The organism is Nocardioides sp. GCM10028917 (genome assembly GCF_042666175.1).
In the GTDB taxonomy this organism is placed as follows: Bacteria; Actinomycetota; Actinomycetes; order Propionibacteriales; family Nocardioidaceae; genus Nocardioides.
This window is the reverse complement of record NZ_JBHTFL010000003.1, coordinates 565,621-582,887: the sequence shown is the minus strand read 5'-3', so window position 1 is coordinate 582,887 and position 17,267 is coordinate 565,621. Positions and strand designations below refer to the sequence as shown.

At 70.7% G+C, this 17,267-nt stretch carries 17 protein-coding genes and 1 pseudogene; 9 read left to right on the top strand and 9 right to left on the bottom strand.

Going from position 1 to position 17,267, the window contains the following annotated elements; translation table 11 throughout:
• Positions 1–11: 11 nt before the first annotated feature.
• Genes ACFQW6_RS06085 through ACFQW6_RS06075 form a run of 3 tightly spaced genes read right to left on the bottom strand, consistent with a single transcriptional unit; the run spans position 12 to position 3,197 of the window.
• Positions 12–905: a carbohydrate ABC transporter permease gene (locus ACFQW6_RS06085; RefSeq protein WP_378542299.1), complete on the bottom strand. Its 894-nt coding sequence runs from the start codon at positions 903–905 to the stop codon at positions 12–14.
• Positions 902–1,882: a carbohydrate ABC transporter permease gene (locus ACFQW6_RS06080; RefSeq protein WP_378542297.1), complete on the bottom strand. Its 981-nt coding sequence runs from the start codon at positions 1,880–1,882 to the stop codon at positions 902–904. Before ACFQW6_RS06080 ends, ACFQW6_RS06085 begins: the two co-directional genes overlap by 4 nt.
• 4 nt (positions 1,883–1,886) lie before the next feature.
• The gene (locus tag ACFQW6_RS06075; RefSeq protein ID WP_378542295.1) at positions 1,887–3,197 is read right to left on the bottom strand and encodes an ABC transporter substrate-binding protein; all 1,311 of its coding nucleotides are present in this window, start codon (positions 3,195–3,197) and stop codon (positions 1,887–1,889) included.
• A 184-nt stretch (positions 3,198–3,381) separates the two neighbouring features.
• On the opposite strand from ACFQW6_RS06075, the gene ACFQW6_RS06070 reads away from it, so the two are divergent.
• The 5 genes and pseudogenes from ACFQW6_RS06070 to chrA all read left to right on the top strand — a co-directional run bounded on the left by ACFQW6_RS06070 (position 3,382) and on the right by chrA (position 7,999).
• The gene (locus ACFQW6_RS06070) at positions 3,382–5,328 is read left to right on the top strand and encodes a sugar-binding domain-containing protein (protein ID WP_378542293.1); all 1,947 of its coding nucleotides are present in this window, start codon (positions 3,382–3,384) and stop codon (positions 5,326–5,328) included.
• 296 nt (positions 5,329–5,624) lie between these two features.
• The gene (locus ACFQW6_RS06065; RefSeq protein WP_378542291.1) at positions 5,625–6,137 is read left to right on the top strand and encodes a Chromate resistance protein ChrB; all 513 of its coding nucleotides are present in this window, start codon (positions 5,625–5,627) and stop codon (positions 6,135–6,137) included.
• Positions 6,134–6,196 (top strand): annotated as a pseudogene (locus ACFQW6_RS06060) (chromate resistance protein); the annotation flags it as partial. The gene ACFQW6_RS06065 and the pseudogene ACFQW6_RS06060, both read left to right, overlap by 4 nt.
• A gap of 79 nt (positions 6,197–6,275) precedes the next feature.
• Positions 6,276–6,569 (top strand): chromate resistance protein ChrB domain-containing protein, encoded by a 294-nt coding sequence (locus ACFQW6_RS06055; protein WP_378542619.1) that lies wholly within the window; start codon positions 6,276–6,278, stop codon positions 6,567–6,569.
• Positions 6,566–7,999, top strand: coding sequence for a chromate efflux transporter (chrA, locus tag ACFQW6_RS06050; RefSeq protein WP_378542617.1), 1,434 nt, complete (start codon positions 6,566–6,568; stop codon positions 7,997–7,999). The genes ACFQW6_RS06055 and chrA overlap by 4 nt, the downstream gene beginning before the upstream one ends.
• A gap of 34 nt (positions 8,000–8,033) precedes the next feature.
• On the opposite strand, the gene ACFQW6_RS06045 is transcribed toward chrA, so the two are convergent.
• Complete coding sequence (locus ACFQW6_RS06045) at positions 8,034–8,699, bottom strand: TetR/AcrR family transcriptional regulator (protein ID WP_378542289.1); 666 nt, start codon at positions 8,697–8,699, stop codon at positions 8,034–8,036.
• A 39-nt stretch (positions 8,700–8,738) separates the two neighbouring features.
• On the opposite strand from ACFQW6_RS06045, the gene ACFQW6_RS06040 reads away from it, so the two are divergent.
• Positions 8,739–9,449: a hypothetical protein gene (locus tag ACFQW6_RS06040; RefSeq protein WP_378542287.1), complete on the top strand. Its 711-nt coding sequence runs from the start codon at positions 8,739–8,741 to the stop codon at positions 9,447–9,449.
• Between the two features lie 95 nt (positions 9,450–9,544).
• Here the strand turns inward: ACFQW6_RS06040 and glnA are convergent, their stop codons facing one another.
• Positions 9,545–10,966, bottom strand: coding sequence for a type I glutamate--ammonia ligase (gene glnA / locus ACFQW6_RS06035; RefSeq protein ID WP_378542285.1), 1,422 nt, complete (start codon positions 10,964–10,966; stop codon positions 9,545–9,547).
• Between the two features lie 180 nt (positions 10,967–11,146).
• On the opposite strand from glnA, the gene ACFQW6_RS06030 reads away from it, so the two are divergent.
• On the top strand, positions 11,147–11,530 hold the full coding sequence (locus ACFQW6_RS06030) for an RDD family protein (protein WP_378542283.1): 384 nt from the start codon (positions 11,147–11,149) through the stop codon (positions 11,528–11,530).
• A gap of 188 nt (positions 11,531–11,718) precedes the next feature.
• The gene (locus ACFQW6_RS06025) at positions 11,719–13,047 is read left to right on the top strand and encodes a vanadium-dependent haloperoxidase (protein ID WP_378542281.1); all 1,329 of its coding nucleotides are present in this window, start codon (positions 11,719–11,721) and stop codon (positions 13,045–13,047) included.
• 27 nt (positions 13,048–13,074) lie between these two features.
• Here ACFQW6_RS06025 and ACFQW6_RS06020 read toward each other — a convergent pair whose 3' ends face one another.
• The 3 genes from ACFQW6_RS06020 to lipB form a co-directional block, all read right to left on the bottom strand.
• Positions 13,075–13,782 (bottom strand): DUF4191 domain-containing protein, encoded by a 708-nt coding sequence (locus ACFQW6_RS06020; RefSeq protein WP_378542279.1) that lies wholly within the window; start codon positions 13,780–13,782, stop codon positions 13,075–13,077.
• Positions 13,783–13,843: 61 nt separating this feature from the next.
• Positions 13,844–14,785 (bottom strand): lipoyl synthase, encoded by a 942-nt coding sequence (gene lipA, locus ACFQW6_RS06015; RefSeq protein ID WP_378542277.1) that lies wholly within the window; start codon positions 14,783–14,785, stop codon positions 13,844–13,846.
• 111 nt (positions 14,786–14,896) lie between these two features.
• Positions 14,897–15,649 (bottom strand): lipoyl(octanoyl) transferase LipB, encoded by a 753-nt coding sequence (gene lipB / locus ACFQW6_RS06010; RefSeq protein ID WP_378542275.1) that lies wholly within the window; start codon positions 15,647–15,649, stop codon positions 14,897–14,899.
• Positions 15,650–15,814: 165 nt separating this feature from the next.
• Here lipB and ACFQW6_RS06005 point away from each other — a divergent pair, with 165 nt between their 5' ends.
• Positions 15,815–16,399: a hypothetical protein gene (locus tag ACFQW6_RS06005; protein WP_378542273.1), complete on the top strand. Its 585-nt coding sequence runs from the start codon at positions 15,815–15,817 to the stop codon at positions 16,397–16,399.
• On the opposite strand, the gene ACFQW6_RS06000 is transcribed toward ACFQW6_RS06005, so the two are convergent.
• Positions 16,345–17,235, bottom strand: coding sequence for a TIGR01777 family oxidoreductase (locus tag ACFQW6_RS06000; protein ID WP_378542271.1), 891 nt, complete (start codon positions 17,233–17,235; stop codon positions 16,345–16,347). The two genes, ACFQW6_RS06005 and ACFQW6_RS06000, sit on opposite strands and share 55 nt — an antisense overlap.
• Between the last annotated feature and the right edge of the window lie 32 nt (positions 17,236–17,267).

Sequence of the window (17,267 nt, the reverse complement as noted above, 5' to 3'; positions counted from 1 at the left end):
CGTCGGGTCCGTCAGCCCTTCAGCCCGGCACGGGACACGCCTTCGACGACGAAGCGCTGCGCAGCGGCGTACAGCACGAGAACCGGCACGGAGGCGATCACCGCGCCGGCCATGAGCAGGTCGTAGCGCACGGCGTTGGCGTTCTGGAGGGTCGCGAGTCCGGCCGGCAGCGTCTGGCTCTCGGGTGAGAAGAGCACGTAGACCGGCCACAGGAAGTCGTTCCAGTTGGCGAGGAACGACAACATCCCGAGCGTGACGAGGGCCGGCTGGGAGAGGGGGAGCACCACCGTCAGGAAGGTCCGGAAGCGTCCGGCACCATCGATGGCGGCCGCCTCCTCCAGCTCCTTGGGGAGCCCGAGGAAGAACTGCCGCATGAAGAACACCCCGAAAGCGCCTGCAGCGCCGGGCACGATGACCGCAGCCAGGGTGTCGAGCCACCCGATCCGGCTGGTGATCAGGTAGTTGGGGATCAGCAGGATCACGGGCGGGATGAAGAGGGTGCCGATGATGAGGGCGAAGATCCACCTCTTGCCGGCGAAGTCCATCCTGGCCAGCGCGTAGCCGGCGAGAGCTGCGGTGGCGACGATGAGCAGTGACTGCAGTCCGGCGGCGACCAGCGAGTTCACCAGCCACCGCTCGACCGGGGTGGCGTCGTTGCCGAGGATCTCCTCGAAGGCGCTCGTGGTGGGGTTGGCCGGAATCCACTGGGGGTCGGGCGAGGCGGCGTCGCCCGTCGTCTTGAACGCCGTGGACAGCATGTAGATGAGCGGACTGATGAAGAGCAGCGTCAGGACGCCGAGCACGCCGTACTGGAGGATCCGCCGCAGTCGCGCGGGACTGCCGTTGTCCCGGCTCGGCGCGTCGCCGCCGGACGAGGGCTCGCGGGTGCGGGTGGTGGTGCTCATCCTCGGCTCCCCTCCGGGTCACGGTCGCGGAACAGGAAGAAGACCACGACACTGACCAGCATCAGGAAGAACGAGAAGATCATCGACATCGCGGTCGAGTCTCCCGAGTTGAAGTTGGTCAGACCCGTGTCGGCGATCTGGTAGATGGCGGTGCGCGTCTCCGTGCCCGGACCTCCCTGGGTCATCAGGAACGACTGGCCGAACATGTTCACCGAGGCGATGATGGTGACGCTGGTGACGAAGAGGAGCACCGGACGCAGCCCCGGCAGGGTGATGTGCACGAACCGCTGCCATCCGTTCGCACCGTCCATCCGTGCGGCCTCGTAGAGGTCGGGCGAGATCTCGCCGAGCGCAGCGAGGTAGATGATCGCGTTGAACCCGAGCGTCCACCACACGGTGACCCCGACCAGCGAGATCCATGCCCAGGGCTGGTCGGTCAGCCACGCCGTGTCGGACGGCAGCCCGAGCACGCCGAGGTAGTGGTTGACCAGTCCGATGTTGGAGTCGAGGAGGTAGCGCCACAGCACGGCGACGACCGCCACGCCGAGGACGTAGGGCGCGAAGTACATCGCCCGGAAGAAGTTGCGACCGCGGAACTTCTCGTTCATCACCATGGCCACCAGCAGCGGGAGCACGAGAAGCAGCGGCACGGAGAGGACGGTGAAGATCCAGGTCGCCTTCATCGAGTCCCAGAAGGGCTGGGCGTAGGGGGACGTGCCGTCGAGCAGCCCGGTGTAGTTGTCCAGGCCGACGAAGGGCTTCTCCGGCAGGGAGTAGTCGTACTGGTGGAGGCTGATCCAGAGCCCGTAGACGAAGGGGCCGATGACGAAGGCGAGGAAGAGCACCAGGTAGGGGGCCAGGAAGAGGTAGGCGTCGCGGGTCTCGTGCTTGCGCCGCCCGCTCTGGGCGGCGCCCGGGGCAGTTCCGGGATCGACGTGCCGGGCGGCGTGGTCGGCTGGGGGCCGGGTCGTGGTCATCGTGTCACCGCCCGAACTTCTCGAGGTTGGCCTGCAGCAGCTGGGTCGCGCGGTCGGCGGCTTCGCGGAGGGCGGCGTCCGGCTCGAGCCGGCCCAGCACGGCCTCGCTCACCGCCGTCTCCAGCGTCTGGGCCTGTACGTCGGGGACTCCGGGGACGCTGGGCAGGAAGCGCATGGCGGGGATGGCCGGCGCCAGCGCCGCCTGGGGGGAGTCGGTGAACTCAGGTGTCTCCCTCGCCTCGTTGCGCGCGGGGATCATCCCGGCGCCGGACCAGGCAGCCGACTGCTCGGTGAGGAAGCGGATGAATGCCTTGCCGGCCTGCAGTCGGTCGTCGTCCGGCTCACGGTCGCGGAACAGCACGAGGTGGTGGGAGTTGGCCCACACGGCCGGCTTGTCGCCGATGGTCGGGATCGGCGCGATGCCCCAGTCGAGGTCCTCCGCGGCGGCCTCGAGGTCGTTGATCTGCCAGATGCCGTCCCAGGTGAAGGCGCCCTCGCCGTTCTTGAACGCCGTGTACTGGGTGTCCACCGCCACGTTGTCGGGGCTGTAGCCCGCCTCCACCTGCTGGCGCATCCAGGACAGCGCCTCGACGCCGGCGTCGCTGTCGAAGAGCGCCTTGCTCCCGTCCTCGGCGTACGGCTCGCCGCCGAACTGCCACAGCAGTGAGAGGAACATGAGGTGCGCGGGCCAGCGGTTCGGCATCCAGAACGGCGTCTCGACGCCGGCGGAGGTCATCTCGTCGAGCACCCCGCGCAGCTCGTCCCCGTCGGCCGGCTGCTTCGACAGGTCGACGCGTTGGAGCAGCGACCGGTTGGTGTAGCTGGCCAGGCAGTGCACGTCCAGAGGGACGCCGTACCTGACGCCGTCGACGATCCCGCCGTCCCACACCTGCTGGGGGAACTGGTCGGCGCTGAGGCCGAGCTCCTCGAGCACGTCGTCGAGGGGGTTCAGCGTCTGTCGGGCTGCCTGCGTCGCGAGCTGCTCGAGGTGCATCGCGCCGACGTCAGGGCCGCGGCCGGCGTGGATGGCGGCCACCACGCGCTGGTAGTACTGCGCCCACTGGATCGTGTTCTGCTCCACGGTGATGAGGTCCTGGCTGGAGTTGAACTGGGCGACCAGGTCGCGCATCGCCGGGCCGTCGCCGCCGGTGAACCCGTTCCAGTAGCTGATCGTCACCGGCGGTCCGTCGTACTGCGAGCCGAGCGCGGAGCCGGTGTCGATGATCGGGGTGGTGGCGCCGCCGCAGCCGCTCACCACGGAGGCCACGGTCGCGCCACCGGCAACCGCGAGCAGCTGTCGTCGGGTCAGGGCCATCGCTCAACTCCTCCCGCACGCGCGTCGGGAACCGCGCCGCACTCCGGTGTACTACGCCCTTCTCGCGACACGGATCACCCCGATGGGCGACCCGCTCACGGTGCCCGACGCGCCGACCGCCGAGCAGGTTGCCGGGCGTCTCGGACGATGTGAACATGAGCAGCCACGACCGCTAGGAGAGCACGTGCCCGAGTCTGCTGCCACCGCCCCGGACGCCCCCGGCCCCGACGCACCGACGGCGCCCGATGCCGGAGCCGCGGAGGCCGACACGCAGACCGGTGCAGCCCCGCCCGAGGAGCTCCTCCACCCACGTCCGCAGTTCGCGCGCGCCGCGTGGAACGAGCTCGACGGTGCGTGGGGATTCGCGTACGACGACACGGACGTGGGGCTCGAGGAGTCGTGGTTCGACCAGGAGGAGGTCTTCGACCGCGAGATCGTCGTCCCCTTCCCGCCGGAGTCGCGGCTCTCGGGCATCCACGACCCCGGCTACCACCCCGTCGTCTGGTACCGCCGCGTGGTGCCGTGCCCGCGGCCCGACGACGGCGACCGCATCCTGCTCACCTTCGGGGCCGTCGACTACCACTGCACCGTCTGGGTCAACGGCCACCGCGTCGGCGAGCACGAGGGCGGACACTCCTCCTTCACGCTCGACGTCACGACCGCCCTGGACCGCGACGCCGACGACCAGGTCGTCGTGGTGCGCGCCGAGGACTGGTACGACGACGTGTCCCAGCCGCGCGGCAAGCAGGACTGGGCCGAGAAGCCCCACACCATCTGGTACCACCGCACCACGGGGATCTGGCAGCCGGTGTGGTGGGAACGGGTCTGCCCCGCCCACCTCACCGACCTGCACGTCGCACCGGACGTGGTCCGCGGCCGCATCGACGTGGAGGCCCGGGTCCCGCGGTCGGCCGGTCCCGGGCTCGCACTGCGCTGTCGCGTGCGGTTCGAGGGCGAGATGCTCGCTGAGACCACGGTCACCGTCGTCGACCCCGACGTGCGCCTGTCGGTGGAGCTGCCGTTCGCGCGCAACTACCAGGAGGTCCACCGGATCACGTGGCGGCCGGAGTGGCCCAACCTCCTCGACGTCGACCTCACGCTGCTCCTCGACGGCGAGCCGGTGGACGAGGTGACGAGCTACACGGGCTTTCGCCAGGTGGGATACGCCGACGGCCACTTCCTGCTCAACAACCACCCCTACTTCCTCCGGCTCGTGCTCGGCCAGGGCTACTGGCCCGAGTCGCACCTCGCCGCGCCCTCGCCGGCTGCCCTGCGCCGCGAGGTCGAGCTGATCAAGGAGCTCGGGTTCAACGGTGTCCGGGTCCACCAGAAGGTCGAGGACCCCCGCTTCCTCTACTGGTGCGACCGGCTCGGCCTGGTGGTGTGGGGCGAGATGCCCAGCCCGTACGCGTACTCGCCCACGATGGTCGAGCGCCTCACCCGCGAGTGGCTCGAGGTCGTGAGGCGCGACCGCAGCCACCCCTGCATCGTGACCTGGGTGCCGCTCAACGAGAGCTGGGGCTTCCAGATGGTCGAGCAGGACGCCGCCCAGCGGCACTTCGCCTCCGCCCTGTACCACCTCACCCGGTCGGTGGACCCGACCCGACCCGCGATCAGCAACGACGGGTGGGAGCACACCGACAGCGACATCTGGGGCGTGCACGACTACGGCCCCAGCGGGCGCGGGCTCCGCGAGCGCTACGGCACGTCCGAGGCACTCGACCGGAGCCTGCGCGAGGGCAGGCCCGGTCGTCGCAGGGTGTTGCTGGAGGAGGGCACCGACCGCGGTCAGCCGGTGGTCATCACGGAGTTCGGCGGGCTGTCCTTCACCCCCGAGGCGGGACAGGACTGGTTCGGCTACTCGACCGTCGCCAGCGCCGAGGACCTCGTCGCCAAGCTCTCCGAGCTCGTCGACGCACTGGTGGACAGCCCGACGATCGCCGGCTTCTGCTACACCCAGCTCACCGACACCGAGCAGGAGGACAACGGCCTCCTCACGGCTGACCGACACCCCAAGGCCCCCCTGGAGCAGCTCCGGGCAGCCTTGTCGCGGCCCGCGCGCTCGGACCCCGCGAGCGAGGTCGACGAGACGCGCGCGGACGCCGCGCCGATCGACGGCACTGCCCCCTGACTTCGAGACCCACCATGCGCCCGCGGGTCAGCAGGCCGCGCCCGACGAGGAAGTGAGGGGCAGACCACCCCCGGTCGGCACAAGAGCACCGGGGGTGGCAGACCTGGGCCGTCCGCGAGCGGCGGCCCGAGTCCCATCGTCGGCCCGCCGCGGTGATCGGGCATCACACGATCCGGGGGAGCCGTCGGCCCAACGGCGCAAGGCACTCGCGGCGAAGTCGAGCGATCCGCTTGACTTTCACACAGCGACCGATGTTGCATGTAACCGTGGTTGCGCACCTGGCGTCGGAGTAGCGGGTGTCGTGGGTCGTTCTCATCCATCGGGTCCCACGCGAGCCCTCGACGCCCCGCATCGCCATCTGGCGCAGGCTTCGCGCGCTCGGCGTGGCACAGCTCGGCGACGGCGTCGTCGCGCTGCCCGAGGACGCCCGCACCCGGGAGCACCTCGAGTGGGTGGCCGATCAGGTCCTCGAGGCGGGAGGCACCGCCCTGCTGCTGCGCGCCCAGGCGTTCTCCGGCCGTGACGAGCAGACCATCGCCCTCGGCATGGCTGCCGCGCGAGCCGAGGAGTACGAGGAGGTACGACGCAAGGCCGCCGAAGCAGGTGGCGCTGCCTCGCCCGGGGACAAGGTCCGGACCCTGCGGAGGCTCCGCAAGGAGCTGCGCGACATCAAGCGCCGAGACTTCTTCCCGCCGGCCGAACGCGACCTCGCCGTCACGGCCGTGTCCGAGCTCGCGGCCCGGACGCAGTCGGACGCAACCCCTGCCCCCGCAACCGTGTCGGCCCTCGCGGAAGGAGGCCCGTCGTGAAGTGGGCAACCCGCGCCGGCGTCCACATCGACCGGGCCTCCTCCGCATGGCTGCTGCGCCGGTTCGTCGACCCTGAGGCGACGTTCGTCTTCGTCGACGGGCCCCGGCGACGTCCCCCCGGACGCCACCGCCTTCGACATGCGCGGTGTCGACTACGGCCACCACGGCGCCGACTGCACCTTCGAGACGATCCTGCGCCGGCACGACCTCGACGACCCCGTCCTGTGGCGCATCGCCGCGATCGTCCACGAGGCGGACCTCGAGGACGAGCGCTACGACGCCCCCGAGGCACCCGGCCTCGACGTCGTTCTTCGCGCCCTGTCGATGACCAGCGACGACGAGACCGTCCTCGCCCTCTCGGCACCCGTGTTCGACGGCCTCTACGAGTACTACCGACGCAGCCTCATCCTCGGAACGGATACCCCCACATGAGCACCCGCCCCACCGAGAACCAGTCCACCGACCCGACCGCTGGCCGGCAGGACCGCCAGGAGGACCCACGGATGGAGGGGCACTCGCACGACGTCATCCCGCTCCGCGAAGCGACCAAGGCGTGGTTCGCCATCTCGCTGCAGACCTTCGGCGGACCTGCCGGCCAGATCGCCGTGATGCAACGCACGCTCGTCGACGAGAAGCGTTGGCTGGGCCAGCAGCGGTTCCTGTTCGCGCTGTCGTACTGCACGCTGCTGCCCGGCCCCGAGGCCCAGCAGCTCGCCACCTACGTCGGCTGGCTCCTCAACGGCGTGAAGGGCGCGCTGGTGGCCGGCATCCTGTTCATCCTTCCCGGAGTCGTGGCGTTGCTGGTGCTGTCGGGCGTCTACGTCGCGTTCGGCGACACGACCCTCGTGGAGTCCCTCTTCCTCGGCCTCGCGCCCGCCGTCATCGCCATCGTGCTGCAAGCCGTCATCCGCGTCGGGAAGAAGGGCCTCGGCCACCCCGCGCTGGTCGCCCTCGCCGTCGCGTCGTTCGTCGCGCTCACCTTCTTCGGTGCACCGTTCCCCGCAGTCGTGCTGGTCGCGGCCGTCGCTGGCTGGGCGTTGGGTCGCCGCATCCCGAACCTCACCGAGCCGCCGAGGACCGCAGCCGACGACGGACCGCCGCCCCTCATCAGCGACGACCAGCTCCACACCGAACGACCCTCCGGCCGCCGCGCCACATGGACGCTCGTCATCGGGCTGGTCATCTGGTTCGCACCCGTCGCGATCGTCGCGGCGCTGTTCGGACGGTCGAGCATCTTCGTCGACCAAGGCGTCTTCTTCTCCGGCGCAGCCGTCGTCACCTTCGGCGGCGCGTACGCCGTCCTCGCCTACGTCGCCCAGCAGGCCGTCAACGTGTACGGGTGGCTCCTGCCCGGCGAGATGGTCCGCGGACTCGCCCTCGCGGAGACCACGCCCGGGCCGCTCATCATGGTCGTCCAGTTCGTGGCCTTCGTCGGCGCCTACCGGCATCCCGGCGACCTCGACCCGTGGGTCGCCGCCATCACGGCTGCGCTCCTGGTCACCTGGGTGACGTTCGTGCCGTGCTTCCTCTTCATCCTCCTCGGCGCCCCCTACGTCGAACGGCTCCGCGGCAACCGCAACCTCGCCGCCGCCCTGTCCGGCATCACCGCAGCCGTCGTCGGCGTCATCGCCAGCCTCGCCGTCTTCTTCGCCCTCCACACGCTGTTCGACTCCACCGGTCAGGTCACCGCGGGACCGCTCGACTTCGAGTATCCGCACCTTCGGTCGGTCGACGTGGCCGCGCTCGGCATCACCGCCCTCGGGTGCGCGCTCATCTTCTGGCGCAGGTGGTCGGTGCTGCGCACCCTCGGCGCCTGCGCACTGACCGGCGTCGTCATCGGCGTCGGAGCGACCCTCACCTGAGCACGAGGCCGGGCGGCGGAGCCACCCTGGGCGCCTAGGGGGCGGCGACGGACGACGTGTCTCGCAGGAGCAGGCGGGCGAGCGTCTCGGTCCACCACGCCTCGACCCGGTCCGGCGACCAGCCACGCGCCTGGGTGAGCTCGAGGTAGACGTCGACGCTGAGCAGCGCGGCAGCCGTGTCCAGCGCATCGTCCAAGGTCACGCCATCTCGCCACGCCTGCGCCGGCCACGAGCCGTAGACCCTCCTGCGGGCCTCGTCGCCCTGCCTCCGGCCGGCGACGTACACCGGCGCGAGGTCCGGGTTGGACCGACCGGCCTCCCTGATCACGGTGATCACGTCGGCCCCGTGCTCGAACAGCTGACGGTCGATGGCGACCAGTGCCGCTATCTGGCGCCGAGGGTCGCCCTCGGCGGCGGTGAGCTCGGACATGTGCCGTGGGAAGTCGATGGGTGCCGTGAGTGAGTCGAGCAGCGCCATCGCGAGCCCGGCCTTGTTGCCGTAGACGGCGTACACGGTGGGCTCGGACACCCCCGCCGCTGCGGCCACGTCCCGCACCCGGGTGCCGGACCAGCCTCGTTCGACGAAGAGCGTCCGTGCGGCATGCGCGATCTGACGCCGGGTCTTCTCCGCCTGCGCGCGGCGGGTCGGGGAGTCGTAGGAACGGGCGTTGACAGATTCGTTGAGTCTCTCTACATTCATTGAGTCAGTCTATCTCGAATCACACCAAGGACGTCAGTCATGAATCTCAGCTCCATCCGTGTCGGTGGTCTCGCCGCTCTCGGCTTCGCCGGCCTGGTCATGGTCGTCAACGTCATCCTCGGCACCGCCGGGATGCCCCAGCCCGGCGCGACCCCGGGGGAGGTCCGCGAGTTCTTCGCAGCCGGCGGCTCCGGCCTCACCGTGTCCACTGCCCTCGCGCCCATCGCGTGGATCCTCCTCCCGGTCTTCGCCGCCGGCGTAGCGGCAGCATCCCGCCGCCGGTCGCTCGTCCAGGCTGATGCCTGGCCGCTGGTCGGCCTGGGTGCAGCCATCATGCAGAACTGCCTGTTCGGCGGAGTCGTCGCCACGCAGGCTGTGCTCAGCGCGGGCGGCCTCTCCGCTGACGTGGAGTGGGGGATCTGGCAGCTGCACACGGCACTCTTCTCCCTCAACGCGGTCAGTCTCGCCATCATCATGGCGTCGTTGTCCCTGGCCGGCGTGCGCACCGGACTCATCCGTCCCTGGCACGCCACGCTGGGCTTCGTCAGCGCCGGGGTCATGACGGTCGTGTCGGTCACCACCCCGCTCCACATGGACGGAGGCCCGCTCGGGATGCTCGGCCTGGCCGGCTTCCTCGCCTGGGTCGTCTGGCTGGCGGCGTACGGCGTCGTGCTGCTCCGTGCTGCGAAGGACACCGCCGACACCGCCGACGCTCCCGCCGCGACCGAGCCCGTTGCCGTCAACGCCTGACTCGGCGGCGCCTCCCGGTCCCGGTTCGCGCGAAGGACGAAGGCCCCGGTCCAGCGGACCGGGGCCTTCACCGCTCGACGAGCCGTCGTGGTGGCTCAGATGTCGTAGTACAGCTCGAACTCGTGCGGGTGCGGCCGCTGCTGGACCGGGGCGATCTCCTGGGTGCGCTTGAAGTGGACCCACGTCTCGATCAGGTCGTCGGTGAAGACACCGCCGGCCGTGAGGTACTCGTGGTCCGCCTCCAGCGCGTCGAGCACGGCGTCGAGGCTGGTCGGCACCTGGTCGATGTCAGCCATCTCGTCCGGCGGCAGCTCGTAGATGTCCTTGTCGATCGGCGCGGCGGGCTCGGTCTTGTTCTGGACGCCGTCGAGGCCGGCGAGCATGAGCGCAGCGAAGGCGAGGTAGGGGTTGGCCGACGGGTCGGGGAAGCGGGTCTCGACACGCTTGGCCTTCGGGTTGGCGCCCGTGATCGGGATGCGGACCGACGCCGAGCGGTTGCGCGAGGAGTAGACCAGCGAGATCGGCGCCTCGAAGCCCGGAACGAGGCGGTGGTAGGAGTTCACCGTCGGGTTGGTGAAGGCCAGCAGCGACGGGGCGTGCTCGAGGATGCCGCCGATGTACCAGCGGGCCATGTCGGACAGGCCGGCGTAGCCGGTCTCGTCGAAGAACAGCGGCTCGCCGTCCTTCCACAGCGACTGGTGCACGTGCATGCCCGAACCGTTGTCGCCGAAGATCGGCTTCGGCATGAAGGTGACCGACTTGCCCTGCTCCCAGGCTGTGTTCTTGATCAGGTACTTGAACTTCATCACGTCGTCGGCCGCCTTGAGCAGCGTGTCGAAGCGGTAGTTGATCTCCGCCTGGCCGGCGGTGCCGACCTCGTGGTGGGCACGCTCGACGTGCAGGCCGCACGACTCGAGGTTCTTGACCATGTCGGCGCGCAGGTCGCTGTAGTGGTCGTACGGCTCGACGGGAAAGTAACCGCCCTTGAGGCGGGTCTTGTAGCCCTTGTTCTGGCCGTCGTCCTTGCCGGAGTTCCACCAGCCCTCGACGGAGTCGATGTGGTAGTAGCCCTCGTTCACGCCCGTGCTGTAGCGGACGTTGTCGAAGATGTAGAACTCGGCCTCGGGAGCGAAGTACGCGGTGTCCGCGATGCCGGTCGAGTCGAGGTACGCCAGCGCCTTGCGGGCGATGTTGCGCGGGTCGCGGCTGTAGGCCTCGCCGGTGATCGGGTCGTGGATGAAGAAGTTGACGTTGAGCGTCTTCGACTTGCGGAACGGGTCGAGGTACGCGGTGGTCGGGTCCGGGAAGAGCGACATGTCGGACTCGTTGATCGCCTGGAAGCCGCGGATCGAGGAGCCGTCGAAGCCGAGCCCGTCGTCGAAGACGCTCTGGTCGAAGGAGGAGGTCGGGACCGTGAAGTGCTGCATCACGCCCGGCAGGTCGCAGAAGCGGACGTCGATCATCTCGACGCCCTCGTCCTTGATGAACTTCAGGAGCTCATCGGAGTTGTTGAACATTCGGTTCCTCCTTGACGGCGGCGCGCGCACGTCGAGTTTGCAGCGTTCGGGAGCGGAGCCTCGTTGCACCGTGCCGCCACGCTAGGTGGGAGCAGTTTCCAGACCGTATCCCGTTTGTTTCGCCCGTGTTACGCGTGACCGGTCGCTGAGCCGTCCGCGGACGCCTCCTAGGCTGGCCGCGTGACCAGCGCTGTAACACCGGAGCTCGCGTCGGCCTCGTGGGGACGGCGCATCCTGGCCCTGTTCGTCGACTGGATCGCCTGCCTGGCGGTCGTCGAGGGCCTGGTGGCGGTCGACGTCCTCGGCGGCAACCCCAACGGCGTCGGCACGCTGGCGCTCTTCGTCCTCGAGTCCGCCCTGTTCACCACGCTGGCCGGCGGGTCGTTCGGCAAGCTCGCCACCCGGCTGCGGGTGGTCCGGAACGACGGCTCGGGCGAGCCGGTCTCGCTGCTGCGGGCCCTCGGTCGCTCCGTGCTCGTCGCGCTGCTCGTGCCGCCCCTGCTGACCTTCGACGGTCGTGGGCTCCACGACGTCGCGGCCGGCACCCGCACCGTCGCGGTCTAGTCAGGTCCACGCGGAGCACGCCTCCGTCCCACGTCGTCGGTCGCCGCGACGCCGGCCCGGGAGTACGGTCGAACGATGGCCACGGGGGACCCATGGCCGCCGGAACCTCCTGAGGAGGACCGATGATGACACCCCCGACCACGCACGCCCATCTGGCGCCGGGGCGGCGCGCAGCGGGGCGGACAGCAATGGCTGCCGCCACCGTGCTCGTCGTCCTGCTCGCGCTCCTCGCCCTCGGCGGCGTCGCCGAGGCCACCGGCGAGAAGAACGCGCGGGGCGCCCCCGCGCCGGCTCGCGCCGCCACGACCGGGCACCCGCACTCGACCGCGGCCAGCAGCGACGTCGTGGTCGACTGGAGCCGCATCGTCTTCGAGGCGGCCATGACCGACGACGGCTATATCTCCTTCCTCGGCGTACGGCACCAGGCGATGGTGCACATCGCGATGCACGACGCGCTCAACGCCATCAGGCCCCGCTACGAGCAGTACGCCTACCTCGGCCGTTCGTACGGTGCGGACCCGGTCGCGGCTGCCGCGACAGCGGCGCACCGCGTGCTCGTGGCCGTCTATCCCGCCCAGCAGGAGACGCTGGACGCGGAGCTGGCGACCTGGCTCGCCACCGTGCCCGACGGCCCCGCCGAGACCACTGCCGTGACGCTGGGTACCGAGGCTGCGGCGGCGATCGTCGCCCTCCGCGAGGACGACGGCACGGCCGTCGACCTGTTCAGCCCGACGTACGTGCCGGGGACCGAGCCGGGCGACTACCAGTTCGTGCCGCCGTACCCCTTCACCTTCGCCGAGGACCTCCGCTACGCGACGCCCTTCGGGCTCACGTCACCTGCCCAGTTCCGGGTGCCGCCGCCCCCGTCGTTGAGGAGCCGCACCTACGCCCGGGCGTACGACGAGGTCTCGTCGGTCGGCGCCCTCGGCAGCACGACCCGCACCGCGGACCAGAGCAGCTACGCCAACTGGTGGTACGAGGGTTCGGAGATCGGCTGGGCCCGCATCGCCCGCGTCACGACGACGAGCGAGGACCTGGAGCTCTGGCGGGCGGCGAGGATGTTCGCCCTCGTCAACATGGCCCTGTACGACAGCTACGTCGCGGGCTGGGACTCCAAGTTCCACTGGGACTTCTGGCGGCCCTACACCGCGATCCGGGCCGGCGACGCTGACGGCAACCGCCGCACGGTCGCCGACCCCGCGTGGCTGAGCTACCTGGAGACCCCGCCGGTCCAGGACTACCCCTCGACGCACAGCACGCTGGGCGCCGGAGCGGCGGAGGTGCTCGAGCGATCCTTCGGCACCGACCACGTGCCGTTCTCGATGGACTCCACGACGGCCCTGCCGGCGGACCCCGTGCGTTCGTTCGAGACCTTCACCCAGGCCGCGGACGAGAACGCCGACTCGCGTGTGCAGGCCGGCATCCACTTCCGCTTCTCGACCGAGATGGGCAAGTCCCTCGGGCGGAAGGTCGGCGCCTACATCGTCAAGAGCCATCTCCGGCCGTTGCGTCGCTGACGCCGACGGCCGGAGCGTACGGCGCGGTCAGCGGCCGCGCTGCTGCGAGCGCATGCCCTTCATCGAGGTCGGCATGGGTCCCTTGGGGAGCGGCAGCTTGCCGCGCTGGGCGTCGAGGGCCTTGAGGCGCTGGAGGATGTCGGTCATCTCGGCGGGCTTCACGTTGCGACCGAGCTTCTGGACGTGCTTGACGAGCTTGGGCAGCGGGACCTCGCCCTCGCCGCGGCCGCAGACGACCTCGTGGATCGGGACGCCGTAGGCGACGCGCTCGTGCTTCTTGCGCTCCGTCGCGAGCAGCTGCTTGACCCGGCTGGGGCTCGAGCCCTCGCCGACCAGGACGATCCCGGGCGGGCCGACGACCCGGTGCACGACGTCCTGCTGCTTGGTGAAGCCGACGACCGGGTCGACCTTCCAGCCGCGGCGCAGCATCTGCAGGGCTCCCGCCCCGGCGGCCGGCTGGCCCTCCATCTGGGTGTACGCCGCCTTCTGGGCGCGGCGACCGAAGACGAGCAGCGCGCAGAGCGCGCCGATCAGGAGCGCACCGACGACCGCCATGATCCAGCCGATCAGGCCGTCGCCGGGCAGCACCCACATGAGCGCGAAGCCCAGGGCGGCGCCGAGCACGAAGACACCCACCACGATCAGGCCGATGCGCGGGTCGCTCCGCTTGGCCATCTGGTAGGTCTGCATGATCTGCCCGCGGCGCGAGCTGGGCGTGGTGGCGGGGGTCGACATGAGGTGGCCTTGTCCGGTCAGGTGTTGAACAGGTGCTGGGTTCAGATGAGGTGGTGCGGGATCAGACGGTGGCGGCGGCGCGCGCGTCCATCGCCTGACCGTACAGCCGGCCGGCGCGGTAGGACGAGCGGACCAGCGGACCCGAGAGCGCTCCGGCGAAGCCGATCTCGTCGGCCTCGGCCTTGAGCTCCACGAACTCCTCCGGCTTGACCCACCGCTCGACGGGGTGGTGCCGGGGGGAGGGGCGGAGGTACTGGGTGATGGTGATGAGCTCGCAGCCGGCCTCGTGGAGGTCGCGCAGCGCCTGGCTGACCTCCTCGCGGGTCTCGCCCATGCCGAGGATCAGGTTGGACTTGGTCACCAGGCCGAAGTCGCGCGCCTGGGTGATCACGTCGAGCGAGCGGTCGTAGCGGAACGCGGGGCGGATCCGCTTGAAGATCCGGGGGACCGTCTCCACGTTGTGGGCGAGCACCTCGGGGCGCGACTCGAAGACCTCCTGGAGGAGGTCGGGCTTGCCGTTGAAGTCGGGGATCAGGTTCTCGACGCCGGTGTCGGGGTTGAGCTCGTGGATCGCCCGGACCGTCTCGGCGTAGAGCCAGGCGCCACCGTCGGGGAGGTCGTCGCGGGCGACGCCGGTGATGGTGGCGTACTTGAGCTGCATCTTCTGCACCGACTCCGCGACGCGGCGCGGCTCGTCGCGGTCGAGCGGCTGCGGCTTGCCGGTGTCGATCTGGCAGAAGTCGCAGCGGCGGGTGCACTGGTCGCCGCCGATGAGGAAGGTGGCTTCCTTGTCCTCCCAGCACTCGAAGATGTTGGGGCAGCCCGCGGACTGGCAGACGGTGTGGAGCCCCTCGGACTTCACGAGGTTCTGCAGGGAGGTGTACTCCGGGCCCATCTTGGCCTTGGTCTTGATCCACTCCGGCTTGCGTTCGATCGGGGTCTCCGCGTTGCGGATCTCCAGTCGGAGAAGCTTGCGTCCTTCGGGTGCGGGAGCGGTCGTCACACGCGCCACTCTACGACGGTGCCCCGAGCGTCCCCAATCAGCATCCGGTCAGCATCCGGCGCACTCAGGCCGGGGCGTCGACGTCGTCGGGCTCGGTGGACCCGAGCCGGGTCAGGCGCCCGGTCGCACCAGCTCGATGCGCGGGCCGCGGCCCGGCTCGGGACGCGCCTCGTAGTCGGGGGTGGCGTCGTAGGGCTGCCAGGCGAGGTACGTCGCCAGGTGCCGGCGCACGCTCGGGAGCACGTCGTCGATCGTGACGTCGCGACCGAGCTCCTTCGAGAGCGAGGTGACGCCGGCGTCGGCGATGCCGCACGGGACGAAGCGGTCGTACCAGCCCAGGTCGACGTCGCAGTTGAGCGCGAAGCCGTGCATCGTCACCCCCCGGCTGACCCGGATGCCGATGGCGGCGATCTTGCGCTCGGGGCCGCGCTCGTCCTCGCGCAGCCACACGCCGCTGCGGCCGGGGATGCGGGCCGTGGTCACACCCAGGTCGGTGCAGACCGCGATGAGCGCCTCCTCGACCCGGCGCACGTAGTCGACGACCTTGACGTGGTCGGGCAGCCGGACGATCGGGTAGCCGACGAGCTGGCCGAGACCGTGGAAGGTGATCTTGCCGCCGCGGTCGACGTCGATCACCGCGGCACCGCCCGGGTCGACCGGACGCTCGTGCGGGTCGGTGCGCTTGCCGGCGGTGAAGACGGGCGGGTGCTCGAGCAGCAGCACGGTGTCGCGCCGCGCGCCCGCGACGACCTCCTCGTGCACCCGGCGCTGGAGGTCCCAGGCCGCCAGGTAGTCGACGGCGTCGTCGCCGAGACCGGCGACCTCGACGTCGAGCGGGTGCGTGGTGATCTGGTCCGACGACATGGCCCCGAGCGTACGCCGGTGGACCGTCCGTCCCACCGCGGGTCGGCGCTGCGTCGTACGGATCGGCACCCATGGGTTCGGCTGCGGATGACGCAGGGGAGGGGGACCCGCCAACGCCTGTGGATGACGCCTGCAGGCGGCCGGGGGATCGGCGAGGGTGGAGGGGTGGACCCGCGCCGACTGCTCCCCGCGCTGACCGCCGTCGCCTGCGCGCTGGTGGTGGCGATGCTCGTTGTCGTCGTGGCGCGGCCCGACCCTGCGCCGCGCCCGCGCCCGACGAGCCCGGCGTCGTCCCCTGCCTCCTCCCCGTCCGCACCGCAGCCCGCCCGCTCCGGCCCGGCTGCGGTGCTCGCGGCATGGGACGAGCGCCGGTCCGCCGCCTGGGCCGAGGGCGACGCGGACGCGCTGGCGAGGTTGTACGCCGACGGGTCCGGCGCGGGGGCGGCCGATGTCGGGCTGCTCCAGGACTATGCCCGGCGCGGGCTCCGGGTCAGGGAGATGGCGACGCAGGTGCTGGCCCTGCGCGTGGCCGCTCGGTCGCCGGGCCGGCTCGAGCTGGTGGTGACGGACCGCGTCGTCGGTGCGGAGGCCGTCGGATCCGGCGCGCCGGTGTCGCTGCCGGTCGACCGACCCTCGACGCGACGGGTGGTGCTGGTCCGTGAGGGCGCGAGGTGGGTGGTGGAGGAGGCGCGCGATCAGGACAGCGCAGCGGCCAGCACCTCGCGCACGTCCTCGTCCTCGAAGTCGTAGCCGGCGCGCTCGAGCGCTGCCGGTCGGGCGTTGACCGAGCCGAGCACCTCAGGTGCGAGGTCGCCGGCGGCCAGCTTCAGCAACGGTGCGGGCACGGCGAGGAAGGCCTTGCGGTGCAGCGCGGCCGCCAGCGCTTGGGTGAACTCGGCGTTGGTCGGCGTCTGCGGGCAGCAGAGGTTGAACGCGCCGGAGACGTCGCGTGACTCGATGAGGTAGCTCACCGCGCCCACCCAGTCGCGCAGCGAGATCATCGGCATGAACTGCTCGCCCGACCCGAGCCGGGCGCCGCCGCCGGCCTGGAAGAGCAGGCGCAGCTGCTTCAGGGGCGGTGACGTGCGATCCATGACGGGCGAGGTCCGCAGCTCGCACACACGCGCCCCGGCCTTGCGGGCAGGGTCGGCCGCCGCGGACCACTCGTGGGAGACGTTGGTGAGGAAGGCGTCGCCGGTGCTGGGGGTGTCCTCGGTGACCGGCGACGTGCCGTGGTCGCCGTACCAGGCGACGCCGTTGCCGGCGAGGAACGCCGCGGGGCGCTCGGTCCCGGCGATCGTCTCGGCGAGCAGCCGGGTGGTCGACACCCGCGACTCGAGCACCTCCCGGGCCCACTTCCTCGAGTGCGGGTTGCCGGCGATCGGCGCTCCGGCGAGGTTGACCACCGCGTCGGCGGACGCGATCAGTGCGGCGTCGACACGGCCGGCGGCCGGGTCCCAGCGGCATTCATGGGCCGAGACGGGCTCGCGCCGGACGAGGGCCGTCACCTCGTGGCCGTGCACCCGCAGGTGGTCGGACAGGTGGGTCCCGAGGAATCCCGAGGCACCAGCGATGACGACGCGCATGTCACCACCCAACCATGCGGCCAAAGCGCGCG

Coding starts and splice junctions, on each gene's coding strand:
- ACFQW6_RS06085 (WP_378542299.1), bottom strand. CDS start 905: ATGAGCACCACCACCCGCACCCGCGAGCCCTCGTCCGGCGGCGACGCG.
- ACFQW6_RS06080 (WP_378542297.1), bottom strand. CDS start 1,882: ATGACCACGACCCGGCCCCCAGCCGACCACGCCGCCCGGCACGTCGAT.
- ACFQW6_RS06075 (WP_378542295.1), bottom strand. CDS start 3,197: ATGGCCCTGACCCGACGACAGCTGCTCGCGGTTGCCGGTGGCGCGACC.
- ACFQW6_RS06055 (WP_378542619.1), top strand. CDS start 6,276: ATGCGCGGTGTCGACTACGGCCACCACGGCGCCGACTGCACCTTCGAG.
- chrA (WP_378542617.1), top strand. CDS start 6,566: ATGAGCACCCGCCCCACCGAGAACCAGTCCACCGACCCGACCGCTGGC.
- ACFQW6_RS06045 (WP_378542289.1), bottom strand. CDS start 8,699: ATGAATGTAGAGAGACTCAACGAATCTGTCAACGCCCGTTCCTACGAC.
- ACFQW6_RS06040 (WP_378542287.1), top strand. CDS start 8,739: ATGAATCTCAGCTCCATCCGTGTCGGTGGTCTCGCCGCTCTCGGCTTC.
- glnA (WP_378542285.1), bottom strand. CDS start 10,966: ATGTTCAACAACTCCGATGAGCTCCTGAAGTTCATCAAGGACGAGGGC.
- ACFQW6_RS06025 (WP_378542281.1), top strand. CDS start 11,719: ATGGCTGCCGCCACCGTGCTCGTCGTCCTGCTCGCGCTCCTCGCCCTC.
- ACFQW6_RS06020 (WP_378542279.1), bottom strand. CDS start 13,782: ATGTCGACCCCCGCCACCACGCCCAGCTCGCGCCGCGGGCAGATCATG.
- lipB (WP_378542275.1), bottom strand. CDS start 15,649: ATGTCGTCGGACCAGATCACCACGCACCCGCTCGACGTCGAGGTCGCC.
- ACFQW6_RS06000 (WP_378542271.1), bottom strand. CDS start 17,235: ATGCGCGTCGTCATCGCTGGTGCCTCGGGATTCCTCGGGACCCACCTG.